Here is an 18,798-nt window from a genome sequence, read left to right as displayed (position 1 = left end):
AAGAGGGAATTGAATACGGAATGGCACAAGGAATAGAACGAGGACGAGCAGAAGGATGAACTGAGGATATGAGACTGGGAATTCAACAAGCCATTATTAATTTACTACTTCCTAAGAATATGGAAAATTTAGATTTTTATAATTAGAAAATAAGAAAATATTATTAATGTGTTACGAAGTTTATGATAATAGATATGGTTAAGTGTTTATATTTGTGATAAAATATAATCGAAGGATTATAAAATAGGGGGGAGATATTTATGGAAAGGTACATATTTATTGTTATTGTAAGTCTTATTTTTGCTAGTGCGATAAAATGTTTGGTCGATAGTGAGAATAAGAAAGAGTTTCTATTTAGAAGAAGTTATTGTGCTAGTTGTCATCAAGAATTAAAAGCAGGCGACTTAATTCCAATCTTTAGCTATTTATATAAAAAAGGTCGATGCAGTTACTGTAATCAAAAAATTCCATTAGATGTATTTTTATACGAAATTTTTACTTTTATTACTATAGTATTATTTATTATTTTCCAAAATCATTTTATTTTTATTAGTTATATTGAAGTCAGTATATTTATTATTCTTATTTTTTTAGGAATAGAAGATGCGAAATCATTTGAAGTTAATGATGAGTTGTTTTATCTTCTAATTATTTTAAATTTATATTCTATATATATACACTATTATTTATTCAATTTTTTAGATTTTATTTGTCTTATTGTTATTTTTCATATATTATATATTTTCACAAGAGGTGGTTTAGGTTATGGCGATATAAAAGTTTTTTGTGTATTAGCTCTAAATTTAAACTTATTTGAAGGAGTGTATTTGTTAGTTTTCACATTTTTATATGCAGGATTCTTCGCTATTTGGTTAATTATTTTGAAAAAAGTTAAAAGAAAAACGAAACTACCGTTAGTGCCATTCATAGCGCTTAGCTATTTAACAATCATATTAATAAGGGAGGGATTATTATGGTAGTAGGCTACACTATTAAAGAGTTTAGTGAAGAAGATCGTCCAAGGGAGAAATTCAAAAAATTAGGAGCTCTAGCTCTCAGTGATAAAGAGATTCTAGCAATATTATTAAGAACAGGTACAAAAAATCAAAATGTGATTGAGCTTTCCGATATAATTCTAAAAGATATGGGAGGTATTACAAAGTTAAGAGATGCAACTTTAACAGAACTTATGAAACATAAAGGGATAGGTCAGGAAAAGGCGATACACATTCTGGCAAATATAGAGTTTGCAAGAAGAATATACGCAACAAATGTTCTAGATGTGAAGTGTGATAGCCCGCAGTCAATAGCAAATTATCTAAAATCATCTCTAGAGAATTTAACACAAGAAGTTTTCGTAGTATTAGATATTGATACGAAAGGTAATATAATCGAAAAAAGAGAAGTATTTAAAGGTAGCTTATCTATGTCAGTAGTCCACCCAAGAGAAGTATTTAAAGTAGCGATAAAAAACAGTGCTTCAAGCATTGTCTGTGTGCATAATCACCCAAGTGGAGATGCAACACCTTCTATAGAAGATATTAAAACTACTATTAATCTAATGGAAGTTGGAGAGATAGTTGGTATAGAAATGCTAGATCATATTGTAGTGGCTAAAAAAGGATATGTCAGTATTAGAAAAGTATTGAATTATTTAGCAGTAGAAAATATAGATTATAAATACGAAGATGTTACAGGTGAACAATTAAAATATATACTGAGAAAATATAAGGTTGTAGGGGAGTATTAAAAGGAGGAAGTGTAGAGAGTTTTTATTTTGTCTAAACTGATTGATTTTGACTAGTTAAAAAAGAAAAACCGTCAGTAATTAGTTACCAACGGTTACGATCACTAAGTTCTAGTTAAGATTTGCGATAGATATAATTAAGTATCTATGTTAGTAACTTAATTATAATATAAAATATCAAGTGGATCAACTTTTTAGTTATAAAAAAGAAAAGAGTACCTCGTATTGAGATACTCTTAATATGATATTGATGCTGATGTTTCACAGCGAATAATGATATTGTTGTGGATGTTTCACCACTAATTTATATTAATAGTATCTCATTTTTTTATTTATTTGTCAAATGTTAAAGTAAATCTTTCTTATTCTGTTTTCTATAAGATTCATTGATTCTTCTGAAATTGTAATATTTCCAGCACTTTCAAATTTTGAAACTGGTGTCAGTTTTCTTTTGTCTATAGTTTGTATCATATTCACACAAGCATAACTATCTTTATTTTTATATTTCTTATATTTTTCTATACCTTTAAAGTGTTGGTCTTTAGATTCTAAGAATTCTTTATTTCCTTTTTTTAATTTATATAATGCCTTGGTTATTAATTCTTCGGAATAGTTGTTTATATTTTTTTGAATATCGTCAGTCATAATTCCATCATTTGCTATTAATAATTTCGTTACATAATTTTTAAAATCATTAAGATTGTTAGGTCTTGAAGCATCGATTTCAGAAATATATTCCTTGGATTTTACTTCCCATTTAGATATCAACTCATCGATTTTATTAAGGTGATACTTAGAATTTTTAAAATAAATATTATCATAAGGATTTAGTTCTTGATAATATTTATTGTTTTTTGAAGACAGTGGAACTACTGTGATTGTACTCTTTGTAACCTTATCGTATTTATCTAATACAATAGCAAAATGGTTACCACTCAATTCAGAACCAATATTAACTCCAAATTTCACATACACAATTGTTCCTCGTTTAAACTTTGGAAAGAACTTAGTATTTTTCCCTTGAGCCTCTTTATAAAATTGTTTAGCTTTAAATAAAACTGATTCTGGAAGATATTTGAATTTATACTGATGATATTCCATGACACTTACAAATATTCTTTGAGCTTCTTTAAATATTGATTTCATTATTCCTTCCTTTCTAAAACTTCCTTCTTAACTCAACAACTCGTCCTAAAATTACTACTGGTTTTGTTACTACTTCTTCATTTGAAAAGTACATAGGTGAGTATTCTGAGTTATTAGATATTAGTATTATTCCATTATCAAGCTTTTCAAACTTCTTACAAGTGACCTCATCCCCATTTACTAGAGTGATCACCACATCTCCATTGTTAGCTGTTGATTGTTTCCTTACTATAACAGTATCTCCATGATTTATATCTGGTTTCATGCTGTCACCTTTAATTCTAAGTCCAAAGAATTCACCTTGGTTTTTCCACGATTGAGGTACTTCCTCATAGTCTAGGATTTCTTCAACAGCTGAAATAGGTATTCCTGCTGCAACTGTTCCTAATACTGGAATCTTTAGGCCTTGTGGGGTTTGAGGTCCAGTATTTTCTATTCTTTCATATCTAGGTACATTGTATCCTAATAACCATGCTTCTGTAATGCCAAATACTTTTGATAATAAGAAGATTTTTTTGTTATCTGGATTCGATTTACCATTTACATATTGAGATAAGTGACTTTTAGAAAATTTTATATTATATTTCTGTTGAAATGGTTTAGCTAAATTAAGAACATCTATTTGTCTTAATTTTTTTTCTTTCATTATTTGATTTATTCTTTCAGTAGAAGTCGCCATAAACTTCACCTCCTGTTAGATTCATAATATCATGATTTTAATAAAAGTTCAAAGAAATTGAACTTTCTTGTTAGAAATTAGAAAATGTTAGTATATAATAAAATTAAGTTCGAGTATTTGAACTTACAAAATAGAAAGAAGACAAAATGAAATTCAATTATATAAAATAATAAGTATAGATTTATTAATATGATAATTTTTTAAAACAAAATATAAAAATTGATTTTCTAGTAGAAATATAGTAGTATAAAGGAAGGTGATTCACTACCTATATTTCAAATGTGAACGTTAAGCTAGGAATTTTTCCTAGCTTTTTTGTATGGAATATTTTTAATGGGTGAAGAATTCTAGAATAAGGGTATTTGAGGTGCAAACAATTTGAAAAATTATAGAAAGATTAATATTTCAAAATCTTTGCTTTTCTACTTCATCTATGTTAAAATATAATCATAAAAGAGAGAGCCGTTTTAAAGACGGTGGCTTGTAAAATAGTTTTAAATAACCATCTAACCAACCAAAGCTAAAGATGGTTATTTTTTATTGTCTTTTTTTAACGCTACAATACAAACACTAACTACTGAAACAATCAATAGATTTATTCCAATAATCGTCTGTACAATTTCGTAAGCTGACAACTTGCTACTCCTTTCTTCAAGATTTTAGTGTATGCGAGCATAGCACCATCCCCTTTCATATTGAAGTAGCCACCACCTTTAATGAGAATTTTTAAACTCTCTAACTTCTCTCTCCAATTTTGATTATATCAAATTAAACGGTGATTATCAATAACTTATAAATATACGTAATATAATAAATTTAAAGGATAAATATAGTGTTACAGTGAATGTTAAAAAAATTCATTTACTATAGTTTTACTGAAGTTATTATATCAAAAAAGTGGTTTTGATGAGAAAATAATTTTGTAAATGTATATAGGTATAGAAAAGAGAAGACATGTATTTTTTTAGTTTCAGTTAAACGATTAGTTTTAGGTTAAATTCTTTTATATTTGAACTGGAATTTAATTTAAGAATTAATAAATTCTAAAAACAACCTTGAATTTTCAGAAAAAACATTGACTAGCAATTTTTTATTTGATATAATTTCTATAATTTAACAAACGTTAATTGGATTTTATGTTGAGTGGAAAGTTAATCTATAGATTGAATTATTTTAGAATATCAAATATTAAGAAAGAAATTGATTGGCTTCTATGAGCAATTGATTTCTTTTTATTGTATTTAGATTTTTAAAGGATATTTATAAAATGAAAACTGAACATTTAAATAGAAGGACTCAACTAAGGAGTGGGAAATATGAGGAAATTATTATTTGCGGTAGTTTTATTTCTTATTACAGTAGTCTCAGGGATTAATATTTATTTTTCATATCAAATTAAATATGTTGTTGATGCCCTTACTACTAAAAATGAGCAATTATTCTACAATCAAATTATATATTTATCTGTAATTATAATACTAATGCTTATATGTGAATATTTACGTCAAATTTTAGATACTATTTATCTAAATAAAGTTGGGTTTAATATTCATAGAACACTTGCGGGTAGTTTACTTAGTAACAAACTAGATACAAAGAGTAAAAATTTATTATCTACTGTAAATAATGATATTGAAATGGTAAAAGATCAATATTATAATACGATTTTTTCTTTGTATCAAGGAATGGTTTATTTTATTTTTGCTACAATAGCGTTGTTCAAATTAGATGTAACAACAGCATTTTGGGTTATAGGATTGTCACTATTTCCGATTGTAATTCCTAACCTATTCAAATCATATTTGAAAAATGTTCAAAACAGTATTTCTATACAAAAGGCTAGTTATAACGATAAACTTGAAGATTTTTTAGAAGGGTTATTAGTTATTAAGAATAGTGATTCGGCTAATATATTTTATGAAAAATTACTTAATGAATATAAAAAAATAAATAAACTTGTTAATAGAAAGAATATTTTAGCATCACTTGTAAATGTCTTAACAGGATTAGTATTTTATGCTACTATTATTGCTATTTTATATATAGGAGGTCGTCAAGCTCTGTTAGAAAATACTAGTGTAGGGGATATAGTATCTATTTTTACTATTTCTGCAGAGTTAGTAATGCCTGTTAATTTGATAACAGCTTCTATAGCTAATATAACATCGGTAAAAGATATAAAGAGGGAATTAGATTCTAAAGAGAAGTTTGAATATATAGATAGTCATAAAATTATCGATTTTAAAAATATAGAAGTTCGAAATGAAAGTTATAAATTTAATAATAGAGAAATTTTTAGTAATTTTTCAGCTAGGTTTGAAAAGGGTAAAAAGTATTTAATTCAAGGAGATAGTGGAAGCGGAAAATCGACGTTAGCATTACTATTAACGAAAAACCTTGAAGGATGCAACATATTTTTAAACGGAAAAAATATTAATAGTTATGAATATAACACAATTCAGAAAATAATAACTTATGTTCCTCAAGATAGCTTTATATTTGTAGGTACGATTATCGATAATCTTACTTTTTATAAAAATATAGAAGCGGATAAAATAATGACTTTAATAAAAGAAACTAGATTAGATGACAAAATTAAAGAAGCTTCTGATTTGATTAATACTACGTACGATAAGAAAAAATCAAATTTATCTGGTGGGCAAAAACAAAGACTAGCATTAATTAGGGCTATATTACAGGAAAAACAGGTTATAGTTTTAGATGAAACATTATCAGGATTGGATAAAGATACATACATCTTAGTTGAAAAATTACTATTAAGCATGAAAGATAAGACTTTAATTCATATTTCACACAGATCTTATCCAGAAACTTTGAGAATGTATGATGAGGTGTATGTAATGGGGGAAAGGGACTGAACTAAAAGTCCTAAATTCTAAAAAAGTTTATATGAGAACTCATAGACGCAGTGGTTTATTGATATTTAAATTTGCTTTATAAAAGCTTTTTAGATATCTAATAAACTTTTCGGAGATGACTCGATAAAATCTCTTTCTCCGAAATCACAATTTTTGAGTCACTCCCATAATATTTTAAAATATAGATATAGGAGAGTCTAATATGCTAAATAGAAATTTTAAGTTATTATGGTTATCACAGATAGTTAGTTCAATTGGAAATAAATTGACTATATTTGGATTTCCATTAGTAGGAATATTCATTTATGATACTACGGTATTAGAAACTTCTATGATTACAGTAATGTCGTTTTTACCGAGCTTACTTTTTGGAACAATAATAGGTGTTGTTGTAGATAGGGGGGATAAAAGGAAAATAGGGATTTTTACAAATATAATTTGTTTTGTTATTTCTATAATATTATTTGTATTTTCTATTTTTAAAATATTACCACTGTGGGGGTTTTACATTTTAATTTTCTTATTGAATACATTCTTATTATTTGGGAGTATATCTTTTTATAGTCAAATTCCTATGGTAGTAGAGAAAGAAAATCTAAAGAAAGCAAACTATAAAATGGAATTAAGTAATAGTATTATTGATACTGCTGCTCCAAGTGTTGGGGGAATTATATTTGGTTTATTTTCTGCTCCATTTATTTTTATAATAGATGGGATAACATTTGTGCTAGCAAGTTTTTGTCAGATATTACTTCCAGGTAATATAGAGAAAGATAGAGTAAAAACAAAAAAGAAATCGATAGTTCACATAAGAGAAGCATATAATTATGTTTTTAATAATCAAATATTATTTAAATTGGCGATGAGTTACTTTGTATTGGTATTCGGTATAGGTATTTTTCAGTCGATTCAGTTTTATTACTTAAGTAAGGTTTTAAATGTTGCTCCATATACAATTGGGATGATTATAAGCGTAGGGAATATAGGTCTTGTAGTAGCATCGATAAGTTCTTTAAAAATATCTGATACTATAGGAATGGGGAAAACTATAATATTATCATTTATTTTATATGCAGTGGGTTTCACTCTTTATTATTTAAGCAGTGAAGAGAGTACATTATCTTTATTTATTGCAACTATGTGTATAGGAGCAGCGATGCCTTTATATAATGTGAATGCTACCACAATAAGACAAAGCAATGTTGATTTATCAATGTTGGGAAGTGTTTCTGCTATTTGGAGAATTTTTGGAAGAGGACTTATTCCACTAGGAGCGACAATAGGTGGAGGTATTTCAACATATTTTTCGGTAGAAATTGCGATATTAATATCGGTTATTATAGTTTTATTAGGTTTGTGTATAGTATTATTTTCTGATGAATTAAAAAAATACACGTAACATTACATCACAAATATTTTGAATGTGTTTTATAAAATGGTATAATATAATCGAATAAGTATAAGTAATTATATTGTATTAGTTAATAAAATAATTTTAAAAGGGAGGAGGAGAAAAATGAATAAGCTTAAAGATTTAGGTTTGGTGGTATTGCAAGTTGAAGTAGTAGGCTTCTTATTTATAGCGATGAATAAATATTTAACTAACACTACAAGCTTTTTACCTGAAGCTTTCACTCAAGATAAAACAGATATTAAGGCATATAGTTTAGCTGCATTGGCGTTTATGATATTAGGTATTGCTCAATATTATGTAGTTGACTTATATGACAAAATCAACTGGAAAAAAGCGAGTGTAATTGAATACTTGGTAGAGGTAGCAGGAGTTTTACTAGTATTTATCTATTTACAATTTATAGATAATCTAGTTAAGTTTGCATTTCTATTTGTGTTAGTTTCATTTCTATTTATAATGAGATATTTATACTTTTATAAGAAATTTGCATAAGTTTATACTTTTGAGCAAAGTCTGGAGGAAAACACTGTTCAAAGTGTAGAAATTTTTAGTTTAAAATTTTAATTTGGAATGTAGGTATTCAATATAATTGTTGTGCTATTGTTGCTAGATTTTATAGGGGAAAATAAAAAAGCGGGGGTGACTTAAAAATCTTGATTTTTGAGTCACTCCCATTTTGTTTAATCTATTTAATAAATCATATTACTGTACTTTTAATTCTACACATTCTGTTAGTTGTTTTTTGATTTCTTCTTGTATATGGTGAGAAATCATTATTAAGGTTAACTTGTTGTCAGCTAAGATATTGTTTTCTATCTGTACTGCTGTTCTTTCATCTAATGCTGAGGTTGCTTCATCAAGAATTAAAATTGGATAATTTCTAATTAAAACTCTCGCAAGAACTAGTCTTTGCTTTTCCCCTCCTGATAGGATTTCTCCCATATTAGCTAGGTTGTGATTTAAGCCGTCAGGTAAAGCTTTAACTCTATCAGCTAAACAAACTTTTTCCAATATTCTCCATATTTCTTCATCTGAATAACTATCATCTAAAGTGATGTTATATCGAATTGAACCGCTGAAAATAGATGTTTGTTGACTCACATATCCAATCTCTTTTGAGAAGTTAATATCATCTTGTATTTCAAGAGGATTTCCATCGATTAATACTTTATCTTGGTTGGATTGTAATTTTCCTAGTAGCAACTTGATTATAGTAGATTTTCCAGAACCACTTTTACCGATTACGGCATATTTTCCACCTTTATTTATATTAAAGTTGAAATTTTTAATGACATGGTTATCTCCGAAACTATAATTAAAGTTTTTAAATTCAATATTTTCTTCAACGTGTGGATAAAGTGTTTCTTTAGCAGTTGATTTAGTTATAACGCTATTTAATATTTCTTTTGTACCGATTACCTTAATATACAGATCAACCAATTGATTGATAGAAGTAAGGTATATGCCTAGTATAGTAGATACCGAAGCTATCGTTCCTATAGTTAATTCATTTTTTAAAACTAAGTAAATCGCAAATATAAAAATTAATAATTCAAGTAACTTCTCGATACTTTGTAAAGTTAACTCAGCAAATGCCATTAATTTAGAAATACTATACTGTTGATCTTCTTTTTGAATTTGACTAGCTTTAACATTTTTTGAGAATAAATTTATCTTACCGATATTTTTTAAATCTTCATAACCTGTTAAATATTCCTTTAAAACTCCAGAGAATTTCCCTGATAAAATTGATAAATTTGTATATCCTACACTAATTTTATTACCGAACTTACCGCTTATTAAAAACATAGCGATTGATGATAATAGGGCGAATACAACAAATTTCCAGTTAATAAGCCATAAAAATACTACTGATGAGATAAATAATACAATAGCACTAAGTAAACCAGTTAATGGTGAGAATAAATACGCAGATAATAATTCAAGTTGATAAGTGTATTTAGTCATATGCTCACCAGAATCAACCTTATTAAATTCTGATTGAGACATAGTTTCTATGTTTTTACTAATTCTATCACCTAGATATATTTTCCATTGTTTAACTAATTGTGCAATTATAATTTTTAACCACGATCTAAGTAATTCTACTATTATTAAAATACAAATAATAACGCCAACTTTTGTCCATAGAGATCCTGTTTTGTATATTACAGAATCAACAATATCAACACGAGCGTATACAACATAAACAGTCCCTATTGATACTATTAGTGTTAAAATAAACATAATGGATAACTTTAATTTGTTCAATGTTATAACTTCTAAAATATTTTTAATCATATTGCTCTCCTTTGTATAGATTATATTTCTATAGAAGTTATTCAAAAATAGTGACTACCGAGACATCGATTTGTCAATTTCTCCATGAAGTTTCTTAGATCTCTAAAAGCTTTTATAAGGTGAGTTTAGACTACGAATACGAGTTCTCATATAAACTTTTTTAAGATTTAGTTATTTTTGAATCCCCTATAGTATTTATGTAACTTTAATTATACTGACTTTTTTTTTTGTGTCAAGATAATTAGAGTAAGTTTTCTGAAAAATACAATTAATTAAAATACAAAAAAAGATAAGAAATTTTATTGCTAATATAGAAAGAAATATTATATAAGAAAAAGAGATGGGAAATATTATTGTATTTAAATCAATTTTTAAATAAAAAAATGTCGATTTCATAATGTATAAGTATGGGATATTGATTCTTTAAATAAGAAAAATATTTTTATTTGGTAAAAATAAGTTTTATATGTGAAAATATTCACTTTCTATGTTCATTGTGATAAAATACAATTAAAGTAAACGGTTACTTTTGTTTTTTAAAAAAATTCAAATATCAAAGATAAAACAAAAGTACGGTTACATAAATAGTATAATAAAGGGAAGACCAATATATTTTATAAAGTTTAGTTTTATATGTGATGTGAAATATATGGAAGTAATTAATAGGTGAAAAATATGATAAATTTATTGAATATTAACAAAGAAATTAATAACAGAAAAATTATAGATAACTTAAATTTATTCGTGGAAAAAGGTGAATTTATTGTTATTATGGGGAAGAGTGGATCAGGGAAAAGTACCTTATTAAAAATTATTGCAGGTTTGTTAAAGCTAGATAGTGGTAAAGTAGTAATTGATAATAAAAATATTACTAGTCTTAACAATGAGAAACTAGCAGAATATAGATTAAAGAATATAGGGATAGTTTTTCAAGATTATCAACTCCTAGATATTTTTACTGCTTACGAAAACATTATTTTTCCTGCTAGAGTACTAAAAAAGGAAGATACAAAAACAATTAGAAATAAAGCAAATTATTTTATAAAAATGGCGAATTTGGAGAATGAAAAGGATAAAAATATAACTGAATTATCAGGAGGAGAAAAACAAAGAGTAGCATTTGCTAGGGCATTTATGAATACCCCTAAAGTTATCTTAGCAGATGAACCTACAGGAGCATTAGATTCAAAAAACGCAGCTAATTTGATAAAATTTATTCGTGAATCTATAAAAAAAATAGGACAGACGATGATAATGGTTAGTCATGATTCTTATGTTGCTGCATATGCGGATAAAGTATATTTTTTAAAAGATGGAAACATTATTTCAAATTTATCTTTTGACAAGACTAATATAGATATTGATTTAAGTAATCGAGTAGATTTAATACAAAGAGAGTTATTAAAAATTAACATTTAGTTTATGGGGGAGAAGATATGATAAAGAAATATATTTTAAATTCAATAAAATTTAATAGAAATAAAAGCAAAATTCTATTAATATCTTCATGTATAAGTCTAGTATTATTACTAGTTTTTACTCTTATATTCTTCAGTGTGAGTACTGGATTAAAAAATAAAAATAATCAGAAATTTGGAGAATATGATTTACAATTTGGGTACATCGAAAGAAATGTGTTTTTTGATAATGATAAGATAAGGGAGATTCCTATTCCATATGAAAAGTTTAATAAATTATTAGTTTTAGAATTAGAGGATAAATCAACAATTTATGGGCTTGAAAATAATTCTATGGAACTTGCAAAATATCAAACATTAAATGGAAATAAAGAGTTAAATAGTGGTGAAATAGTTATTAATAAAAATTATGCTGATAAGTATAAATTAGAAGTAGGAGATACTATGACTATATATAATAATAGTTATAAAATATCTGCAATTGTTTCTAGTAATATTCAGGATAGTTTATCGTTGAAAATATTTATTAATTTATCTGATTTACAGAAAAATAATAATTATAAAGATAAAGTTAATTTGCTTCAGTTAAAAACAAAAGCAAATAAAGAAGCTATAAAACAAATGTTAGAACAATATTTTAATGATAAAAAATTAAAATATGATAGTATGAAAGGTAAAGAATTAGATTATAAAAAAATAAGAATATATACTCCTTTATTTTATATTATGATAACAGGAATGTTTCTGACATATATAATATCATTATTTGGAATTTTTAAAATGAGAATAAGATCTCGTTTTTTTGAAATGACAGTCTTAAAGAGAATGGGAATTAGTCATAAGTATCTAAATAAAATATTTATAGGTGAAAACTTAATCTTAGCAACAGTAGGATCGGTATTAGGAATATTCTTATCAGGTGGTATATATTTACTTTCTAATAGTATTTTTAAGAAGTTAGATGTATCTTTTGAAATACTTTCATTTTCAACATTTGTTTTTTGTGCAGTTGTATATTTACTGTTAAATCAACTAATAGTTTTCTTAGTAACATATCTGTTGCTAAGAAAAGAGAAAAATAAATATGTAGACGATATTGAGGTTATTCATAAAAAAGATAGTATTATCAATACAAAATTAAGAAGAAAAATTTTATCCTTATTAATAATAAATTTATTATTCTTTGTAATGTCTAATGTATTAGATAATGAAAATTTTAAATATTTAACTGTAGCTATTTTAATAGTATCATTTTTTATAGTGTTTAAGTACTGTTTTGTAGGATTGTATAAATTGTCCGAAAGAGAAAAGTTCTTTGATATTTCATATCCAGTTAAATCATTTGCAAATAATTATAATAAATATGCTATGATAATGAAATTGATGGTTTTATCAATTGTTTTACTATTATTTAGTTTCAATTTTTTATCTATATTTTCTAATAAGGTTAAAGAAAATACTTTAAATCAGTTGCCTGCTGATTATATAATAACAAATGCTGATCAGAATAAAAGTGAGAATTTTGTTAATAATAATGATTTAAAATATATAGAGGAAAACATACAAAGCAATAATATAGTAGAAATATTATATACAAAAGACTATAGAATAGCTTCAAATGTTCCATATAGTGATGATTGGAAAAGATTAAGTGAAAAATCAAAGGTTGATATAAATGAAATAGAAATTATTAAATTAGACATAGAAAAAAGAGATAAACTAAGAACTTTTAATGTGATTTCAGGGAAAAAATTAAATAATAATTTTTTAGATAATGAGTTGATTTTGAATGAAAAGCTTAGGAGATTATTAAATCTACAGGTAGGTGATACTCTAGATTTAAAAGATTCTAGAACAGGGAAATTGGAGAAGTATGTCATATCCACAATAATAGACAATCAATTTTATCCTTATAATTTAGTAGCTATTGCACCTAAAACATCAAGAATAGAAACTTCTAATATCTTATCAGTAGAAGTCTATAATACTGACAACAATACTGATGTTATTAAGAATTATGTGAATTCTAATAGACATTTAGAAGGTCTATATACAAGAGATGTAATAAGTGAAAATTTACAGTTTTATAACTTTGTTTATTTTGGTTTGTTATTTTTAAATATCTTTATTTTAATTATATTTGTAATAAATCTATTTAATTCGATGATATTAAGTTTAGAAGAAAGAAAAGCTGAAATTCAGATATTAAAAAATATGGGAATATCTTTAGACAAAATAAGAACTTTTGTAATTGGAGAAATCTATATGAATTTCATAGGAGTTCTATTATTTTCATTACTAATTATTATATATATTTCATTAGTATTATCTCTAGCGATAGAAGTAAAACTAGTCTTAATGATTTATGGACTGTTATTAGCAAGTTTTATTATATTATTGATATTATCTAGAAGAATTGTAAAATAATAATATAAATTTTAAATATTATTTTGTTGATGAATCTTAAATATGAGAAATTAATACGGACTTTATAATAGAATTTCTTAGTTATTTGTTTTTTGATAGGTGGAAAAATAAAGGCAAGAGAGAAGTTAAACTGTTCAGGTGCGCTTGGGAGTGACTCAAAAATCGTGATTTCAAAGAAATCGATTTTTTAGTCACTCTCAATTATACTGACTTTTTTTTCGTGTCAAGATAATTAGAGTAAGTTTTCTGAAAATTATAAGTTTATATTGTTATCATCTTTTTTTCATACTATAATAAAGGTATAAATATAAGTTGGTGTTTTACACATTTCTCAAAATTTCCCTTATTAGTATGTTATTAAATTAAGTGGAATTAAAAGTAGGAGGTACTTATGAAAAAATATATTTTAAAATTTAAATATAGGTTCTTATTAATTTGTTTTCTTATATTGTTAAGACAGTTATTTCTTATGAAGAGTAACTTTTTAAATGCAGATGCTATAACTGTGCTTACTAATAGAAATCTACATAGTTTCTTTGAAATTATCTTATTCTTATCAGTTACGTGGATTGTTATTATAGTAATTGATAGGGTGGTAAAGGTAAGAGAGGAGATTTTTATTCAAGATATTGGAATAGATGTTAAGGATAATCTGTCTAGTAGCCTTATAGAATTAGATATTGAAAAGTATAAAGATAATTCATCTGGTGTTTATCAATCTTGGTTTAATAATGATATTCAAATGATTCAAGAAAAAGGTTTGAGAAATATATTTGCTATAATATACAGTCTTTCTGGTGTGGTATTTTCTCTTTATGCTCTATTGAAATATCACTGGATTATTTCTTTAATTACTATTATAGGAACAGGAATATTAATTTATCTTCCAAAAATTTTTAATAAAAAACTTCATAATATGGGAACAGAAGTTACTAAAGAAAATGAGAATTATGTTGCCTCGTTAGAGGAGACGATTCTAGGCTATGATACGTATTTCTCTCTTAATAAATTACAAATAATTCCTAAAAGAATAGCTAATATAAGTAGAATTTTGAAAAATGTATTTGTTAAACAAAGTAAATTGGAAAGTAATTATTATATGCTTAACTTTGGCTTAAATGTCTTTTTCCAAGTGTTATTAGTTTTTGTTACAGGGTATTTAGTTGTTAAAGATAATCTGGAAATCGGTGCAGTTGCAGCCGTAGGAATGTTTGCTAATCTTGTATTTGATGGTATGAGCCAAGTAGGTTATAGAATAGCATTTATTAAAGGGACAAAACCTATTTTCTCTAAGCATGATGAATTCATGTTAAATAATAAGGATACTCACTCACCTGTTGAATATTCTTTAAGAGAAACATTATTTAAAATTAAAAACTTATATTTCAGTTATGGTGATAGAAAAATCCTAAATAATGTGAATCTTGATATAAAAGAGGGAAATAAGTATTTAATAAGTGGAGATAGTGGTGTTGGTAAATCAACATTATTTAAAATAATTACAGGGCAATTAAGAAATTATGAAGGTAGTGTAGAGTATTGTAGTATCGATTTGAAGAAATTATCTACTAAACAAATATTAGAAAAATTGACTATAATTCAGCAAGAAAATTTTGTATTTTCAGGCACTGTCAAAGATAATATAACTATGGGAGAAGTAGTAGAGGACAGTGAAGTAGATAAATATTTAGAAAAAGTGGGCTTAACACAGAAAGACTTCTTATATTCAGCAGTAGAGGTTCATGGAAAAAATCTTTCAGGAGGACAACGCCAAAGATTGGCTATAGCTAGAGCATTATTTAATGGTAAAAAAATACTTTTAATTGATGAAGGAACATCTGCTTTAGACAAAGAATCAGCAAAAAGTTTAGTAGAAATGCTGTTAGGAAATAAAGAATTAACGATAATAATGATTAGCCATGACATAAGTGATGAACTAAGAGGAAAATTTGATAATATTATAAAATTGTAATATAAGTGAAAGTTAGTAAAAAATGATATAGATTAAATAAAAGAATGAAAATAGGGGAGTGACTCAAAAATCGATTTTCCGAAAATAAGATTTTGAGTCACTCCCATTTAATAAGGAGGACAAGTATGAGTTATAAGTTTATGAGTGATGCTTTAAATAATAATTTAATGCCTATTGGTAAAAGTGATTTTTTAAATTTATTTAAAGATTTAGAAATAGGAGAAGGTGATATCCTGATTGCACATGTTTCGCTTAGTAAATTCGGTTATATAATCGGTGGTGCAAGATGTATTTATGAAGCACTTATGGAAAGATTAGGAGAAAGTGGAACACTCGTTGTTCCAACACAATCTTTAGAAAATATGTCTCCAGAGTATTGGGAATATCCTAAAGTTCCTAAGGAGTGGATAGAAAAAATAAAACAAGAGAGTTTATCTTATGATGTTGATCTATCTAGTACACGAGGTATGGGAAAATTTAGCGAGTTTGTTATGAATTTAAAACATTCTGTTAGAAGTTCACATCCACTATATTCTTTTTCAGCAGTAGGAGAAAAAGCACAGGAAATTATAAAAGAGCATCCATTAGACGATGGCTTAGGATACAATTCACCACTAGGGAGATTGTATAATCAAAATGCCAAAATTTTGTTATTAGGAACTGATTTTGAAACTAATACAGCATTACATCTTGCAGAGTATTCATTAAATCGAAAAACAATAAAAGAAAGTGCTAAAGTGGATGGAGAGTGGCTAGAGTTCTCTAATATCGAATTAGATATATATGATGATTTTTTAACAGTTCAGAAAGAATTCTTGGACAATTGTAAGGAAAGTTATCAAATAAAAGAGATTCAGAAAATATCAGTTCTATGTATAGATTTAAAAAGTTGTGTAGATTTTGCGAAAGAATATTATAAGAAAAAGGAAGAAGTGAAGTAGAGGGGCATGATTTTATATTAAAATTTTCAAATTGTTACCACTTTATTTTCATATTATAATAAATATAGTAATTGTTTATATGTTATGAAAAATAAGGGAGAAATTTTTCGAAGGTGTATTTAAAAGCTATAAATTCACATATTATTAAAATTTTAGAATAAGACATGAGAGACTATGGAATAAAAAGGAATTGATTTATGAATAAATATATGAGTGTTTTAAAAAATGTTGATTTTATAAAGTATTTTTTTTCGATTAACTTCACAACATTAGCGCAATCATTTGTTAGTATAAGCATTATCTGGTTGATTTATGAAGAAACTAAAAATCCATTATTGATAGCTATTTTTGGTGTGTTGACTCAATTACCAGCTATAGTTTTTGGACCATTAATATCAAAAGTGTTAGACAGGTTTAATATTGGAAAAGCAATGTTCTTATTTTTACTACTAAGAGCTGGTATTTTTCTGATTATATTCTTATTACCGTTTAATGATAAGATATCTTTAAGTATTATAGGATTATTGATAGGCTTGAATAGCGTTATAGGAATTCCTTTATCAGCAGGAGGAGATATAATAATAAAAGAGGTGTGTGATGATGAACAATTAGTAACAGCTAATGCATTGATGATAATATTTTTCGACATCTCTTATATCTTTGGTTCGATTTCTGTTGCGATAATGGGAGTGCTAGGTAATAATAGAATAGCTTTCATAATAGGTGCTGTATTATTTTTCATTTCAGCGATAATAATAAGTACAATAAAAAGTGACGAGATATTTAGTAACAGTGAAAACAGACAGGAAAAATATACAATATTTAGTTCTATGAAGTATATTGTAAAAAATAGTGAGATATTCCTTATGACAATTAATACGACATTGTGGAATATGTTTACTTGGGGAAGTTTTATCGTTTTATTACCAATATATGTAGAACAAAATTTAAATAATGATAGTGTAGCGTATGGAATATTAAATTCTTTACAATCTGTTGGTATTATACTGGCTTCGCTTATAATAGGTTTGCAATTTATATCAAAAATTAAAATAGAAAAATTAATTTGCTTAGGTATTATAGTGCATTGTTTATTATTGATACTGTTTTATTTTAGTACGAATATTATTCTTTCAGTAATTATACTTATTATAGCAGGAATCGCTTCAGCACCAGTACTAATTTATAAAGCAACATTTTTTCAAAGAAAAATTTCTAGAAAAATAATGGGGCAAGTATTATCATTAATCCTAGTTTTAGGAAGTGTCTTGTATTCTCTAGGAGGCATAATTATAGCGTTTCTGATAGAAAAATTAGGAAAAGAATATTTTTCATATATAAATTTATATTCTTTAATTATCATTATAGTAATATCACTAATGAGTCTTAAAAAAATATCGTAGATTTATCTGTTATAAATTAAAAAATACTTTTACAGATTGAATTAAAGGTATTTATTTGGTATGAGAGAATGATATAATTATATCTGTAAATAAGTACAACAGAAAGGGGAAAATAATTATGGATCCTATGATTGAAAAAATGTTTAATGATAATTTACTAAATTTTAAAGTTATTGTTGAACTAGTAGATTATTTAAGGGTTAAGTACGGTGAAGAACCGTCATTTACATTTGCTTGTTTTAAAAATGGGTTAAATATAGAGCAAACTGAAGATTTGCTTATTTTCTATTCAGACATTACTGATGAAATAGCAGCCGAGGATATACATTTATTAGATAGAAATTTATTAATAGAAAAAACTAAAGAAAAAATTCCAAATTTGACAGATGATAATAAAATTGGAGAAATAGTAGACAGTTACATTAATTGTTATTTTTTGTTAAAAGATGAATAAATTATAGTATCAGATTA

15 protein-coding genes are annotated in these 18,798 nt (G+C 26.0%); 11 read left to right on the top strand and 4 right to left on the bottom strand.

Features of this window, described 5'->3' with window-relative positions; genetic code table 11:
* Nucleotides 1-260: 260 nt before the first annotated feature.
* Both ACO6OL_RS04595 and radC read left to right on the top strand, forming a co-directional pair.
* Nucleotides 261-980, top strand: coding sequence for a prepilin peptidase (locus ACO6OL_RS04595; protein ID WP_485502286.1), 720 nt, complete (start codon nucleotides 261-263; stop codon nucleotides 978-980).
* On the top strand, nucleotides 974-1,750 hold the full coding sequence (radC, locus tag ACO6OL_RS04590) for a RadC family protein (RefSeq protein ID WP_485502285.1): 777 nt from the start codon (nucleotides 974-976) through the stop codon (nucleotides 1,748-1,750). Before ACO6OL_RS04595 ends, radC begins: the two co-directional genes overlap by 7 nt.
* 336 nt (nucleotides 1,751-2,086) lie before the next feature.
* Here radC and ACO6OL_RS04585 read toward each other — a convergent pair whose 3' ends face one another.
* From ACO6OL_RS04585 to ACO6OL_RS04575, 3 genes are all read right to left on the bottom strand, one after another.
* On the bottom strand, nucleotides 2,087-2,893 hold the full coding sequence (locus ACO6OL_RS04585) for a type II toxin-antitoxin system PemK/MazF family toxin (RefSeq protein ID WP_314161218.1): 807 nt from the start codon (nucleotides 2,891-2,893) through the stop codon (nucleotides 2,087-2,089).
* A gap of 13 nt (nucleotides 2,894-2,906) precedes the next feature.
* A complete protein-coding gene (locus ACO6OL_RS04580) occupies nucleotides 2,907-3,572 on the bottom strand; it encodes a LexA family protein (protein ID WP_314161217.1) in 666 nt (221 codons plus the stop codon).
* Between the two features lie 530 nt (nucleotides 3,573-4,102).
* Nucleotides 4,103-4,207 carry a putative holin-like toxin gene (locus ACO6OL_RS04575; protein WP_485502284.1) on the bottom strand — a complete coding sequence of 35 codons (105 nt, stop codon included), beginning with the start codon at nucleotides 4,205-4,207 and terminating at the stop codon, nucleotides 4,103-4,105.
* Between the two features lie 681 nt (nucleotides 4,208-4,888).
* On the opposite strand from ACO6OL_RS04575, the gene ACO6OL_RS04570 reads away from it, so the two are divergent.
* The 3 genes from ACO6OL_RS04570 to ACO6OL_RS04560 all read left to right on the top strand — a co-directional run bounded on the left by ACO6OL_RS04570 (nucleotide 4,889) and on the right by ACO6OL_RS04560 (nucleotide 8,357).
* Entirely contained in the window at nucleotides 4,889-6,451 is a 1,563-nt protein-coding gene (locus tag ACO6OL_RS04570) for an ATP-binding cassette domain-containing protein (RefSeq protein WP_485502283.1), read from the top strand.
* A gap of 202 nt (nucleotides 6,452-6,653) precedes the next feature.
* On the top strand, nucleotides 6,654-7,850 hold the full coding sequence (locus tag ACO6OL_RS04565; RefSeq protein ID WP_485502282.1) for an MFS transporter: 1,197 nt from the start codon (nucleotides 6,654-6,656) through the stop codon (nucleotides 7,848-7,850).
* A 117-nt stretch (nucleotides 7,851-7,967) separates the two neighbouring features.
* Nucleotides 7,968-8,357 carry a hypothetical protein gene (locus tag ACO6OL_RS04560; RefSeq protein ID WP_485502281.1) on the top strand — a complete coding sequence of 130 codons (390 nt, stop codon included), beginning with the start codon at nucleotides 7,968-7,970 and terminating at the stop codon, nucleotides 8,355-8,357.
* A 210-nt stretch (nucleotides 8,358-8,567) separates the two neighbouring features.
* Here the strand turns inward: ACO6OL_RS04560 and ACO6OL_RS04555 are convergent, their stop codons facing one another.
* On the bottom strand, nucleotides 8,568-10,166 hold the full coding sequence (locus tag ACO6OL_RS04555) for an ABC transporter ATP-binding protein (RefSeq protein ID WP_485502280.1): 1,599 nt from the start codon (nucleotides 10,164-10,166) through the stop codon (nucleotides 8,568-8,570).
* A 675-nt stretch (nucleotides 10,167-10,841) separates the two neighbouring features.
* Here ACO6OL_RS04555 and ACO6OL_RS04550 point away from each other — a divergent pair.
* The 6 genes from ACO6OL_RS04550 (at nucleotide 10,842) to ACO6OL_RS04525 (ending at nucleotide 18,781) form a co-directional block, all read left to right on the top strand.
* Nucleotides 10,842-11,585, top strand: coding sequence for an ABC transporter ATP-binding protein (locus tag ACO6OL_RS04550; RefSeq protein WP_314159992.1), 744 nt, complete (start codon nucleotides 10,842-10,844; stop codon nucleotides 11,583-11,585).
* Between the two features lie 17 nt (nucleotides 11,586-11,602).
* The gene (locus ACO6OL_RS04545) at nucleotides 11,603-14,011 is read left to right on the top strand and encodes an ABC transporter permease (RefSeq protein ID WP_314159991.1); all 2,409 of its coding nucleotides are present in this window, start codon (nucleotides 11,603-11,605) and stop codon (nucleotides 14,009-14,011) included.
* A gap of 391 nt (nucleotides 14,012-14,402) precedes the next feature.
* Nucleotides 14,403-15,983 carry an ATP-binding cassette domain-containing protein gene (locus ACO6OL_RS04540; RefSeq protein ID WP_485502279.1) on the top strand — a complete coding sequence of 527 codons (1,581 nt, stop codon included), beginning with the start codon at nucleotides 14,403-14,405 and terminating at the stop codon, nucleotides 15,981-15,983.
* A 125-nt stretch (nucleotides 15,984-16,108) separates the two neighbouring features.
* Nucleotides 16,109-16,924, top strand: coding sequence for an AAC(3) family N-acetyltransferase (locus ACO6OL_RS04535; RefSeq protein WP_485502278.1), 816 nt, complete (start codon nucleotides 16,109-16,111; stop codon nucleotides 16,922-16,924).
* Nucleotides 16,925-17,121: 197 nt separating this feature from the next.
* Nucleotides 17,122-18,327 carry an MFS transporter gene (locus ACO6OL_RS04530; RefSeq protein ID WP_314159988.1) on the top strand — a complete coding sequence of 402 codons (1,206 nt, stop codon included), beginning with the start codon at nucleotides 17,122-17,124 and terminating at the stop codon, nucleotides 18,325-18,327.
* Between the two features lie 118 nt (nucleotides 18,328-18,445).
* Entirely contained in the window at nucleotides 18,446-18,781 is a 336-nt protein-coding gene (locus tag ACO6OL_RS04525; protein ID WP_314159987.1) for a hypothetical protein, read from the top strand.
* Nucleotides 18,782-18,798 lie beyond the last annotated feature (17 nt).

Source organism: Gemella sp. (assembly GCF_057272915.1).
This window is presented reverse-complemented; position numbering and strand designations above follow the sequence as displayed.

Coding starts and splice junctions, on each gene's coding strand:
- ACO6OL_RS04595 (WP_485502286.1), top strand. CDS start 261: ATGGAAAGGTACATATTTATTGTTATTGTAAGTCTTATTTTTGCTAGT.
- radC (WP_485502285.1), top strand. CDS start 974: ATGGTAGTAGGCTACACTATTAAAGAGTTTAGTGAAGAAGATCGTCCA.
- ACO6OL_RS04585 (WP_314161218.1), bottom strand. CDS start 2,893: ATGAAATCAATATTTAAAGAAGCTCAAAGAATATTTGTAAGTGTCATG.
- ACO6OL_RS04580 (WP_314161217.1), bottom strand. CDS start 3,572: ATGGCGACTTCTACTGAAAGAATAAATCAAATAATGAAAGAAAAAAAA.
- ACO6OL_RS04570 (WP_485502283.1), top strand. CDS start 4,889: ATGAGGAAATTATTATTTGCGGTAGTTTTATTTCTTATTACAGTAGTC.
- ACO6OL_RS04565 (WP_485502282.1), top strand. CDS start 6,654: ATGCTAAATAGAAATTTTAAGTTATTATGGTTATCACAGATAGTTAGT.
- ACO6OL_RS04560 (WP_485502281.1), top strand. CDS start 7,968: ATGAATAAGCTTAAAGATTTAGGTTTGGTGGTATTGCAAGTTGAAGTA.
- ACO6OL_RS04555 (WP_485502280.1), bottom strand. CDS start 10,166: ATGATTAAAAATATTTTAGAAGTTATAACATTGAACAAATTAAAGTTA.
- ACO6OL_RS04550 (WP_314159992.1), top strand. CDS start 10,842: ATGATAAATTTATTGAATATTAACAAAGAAATTAATAACAGAAAAATT.
- ACO6OL_RS04545 (WP_314159991.1), top strand. CDS start 11,603: ATGATAAAGAAATATATTTTAAATTCAATAAAATTTAATAGAAATAAA.
- ACO6OL_RS04540 (WP_485502279.1), top strand. CDS start 14,403: ATGAAAAAATATATTTTAAAATTTAAATATAGGTTCTTATTAATTTGT.
- ACO6OL_RS04535 (WP_485502278.1), top strand. CDS start 16,109: ATGAGTTATAAGTTTATGAGTGATGCTTTAAATAATAATTTAATGCCT.
- ACO6OL_RS04530 (WP_314159988.1), top strand. CDS start 17,122: ATGAATAAATATATGAGTGTTTTAAAAAATGTTGATTTTATAAAGTAT.
- ACO6OL_RS04525 (WP_314159987.1), top strand. CDS start 18,446: ATGGATCCTATGATTGAAAAAATGTTTAATGATAATTTACTAAATTTT.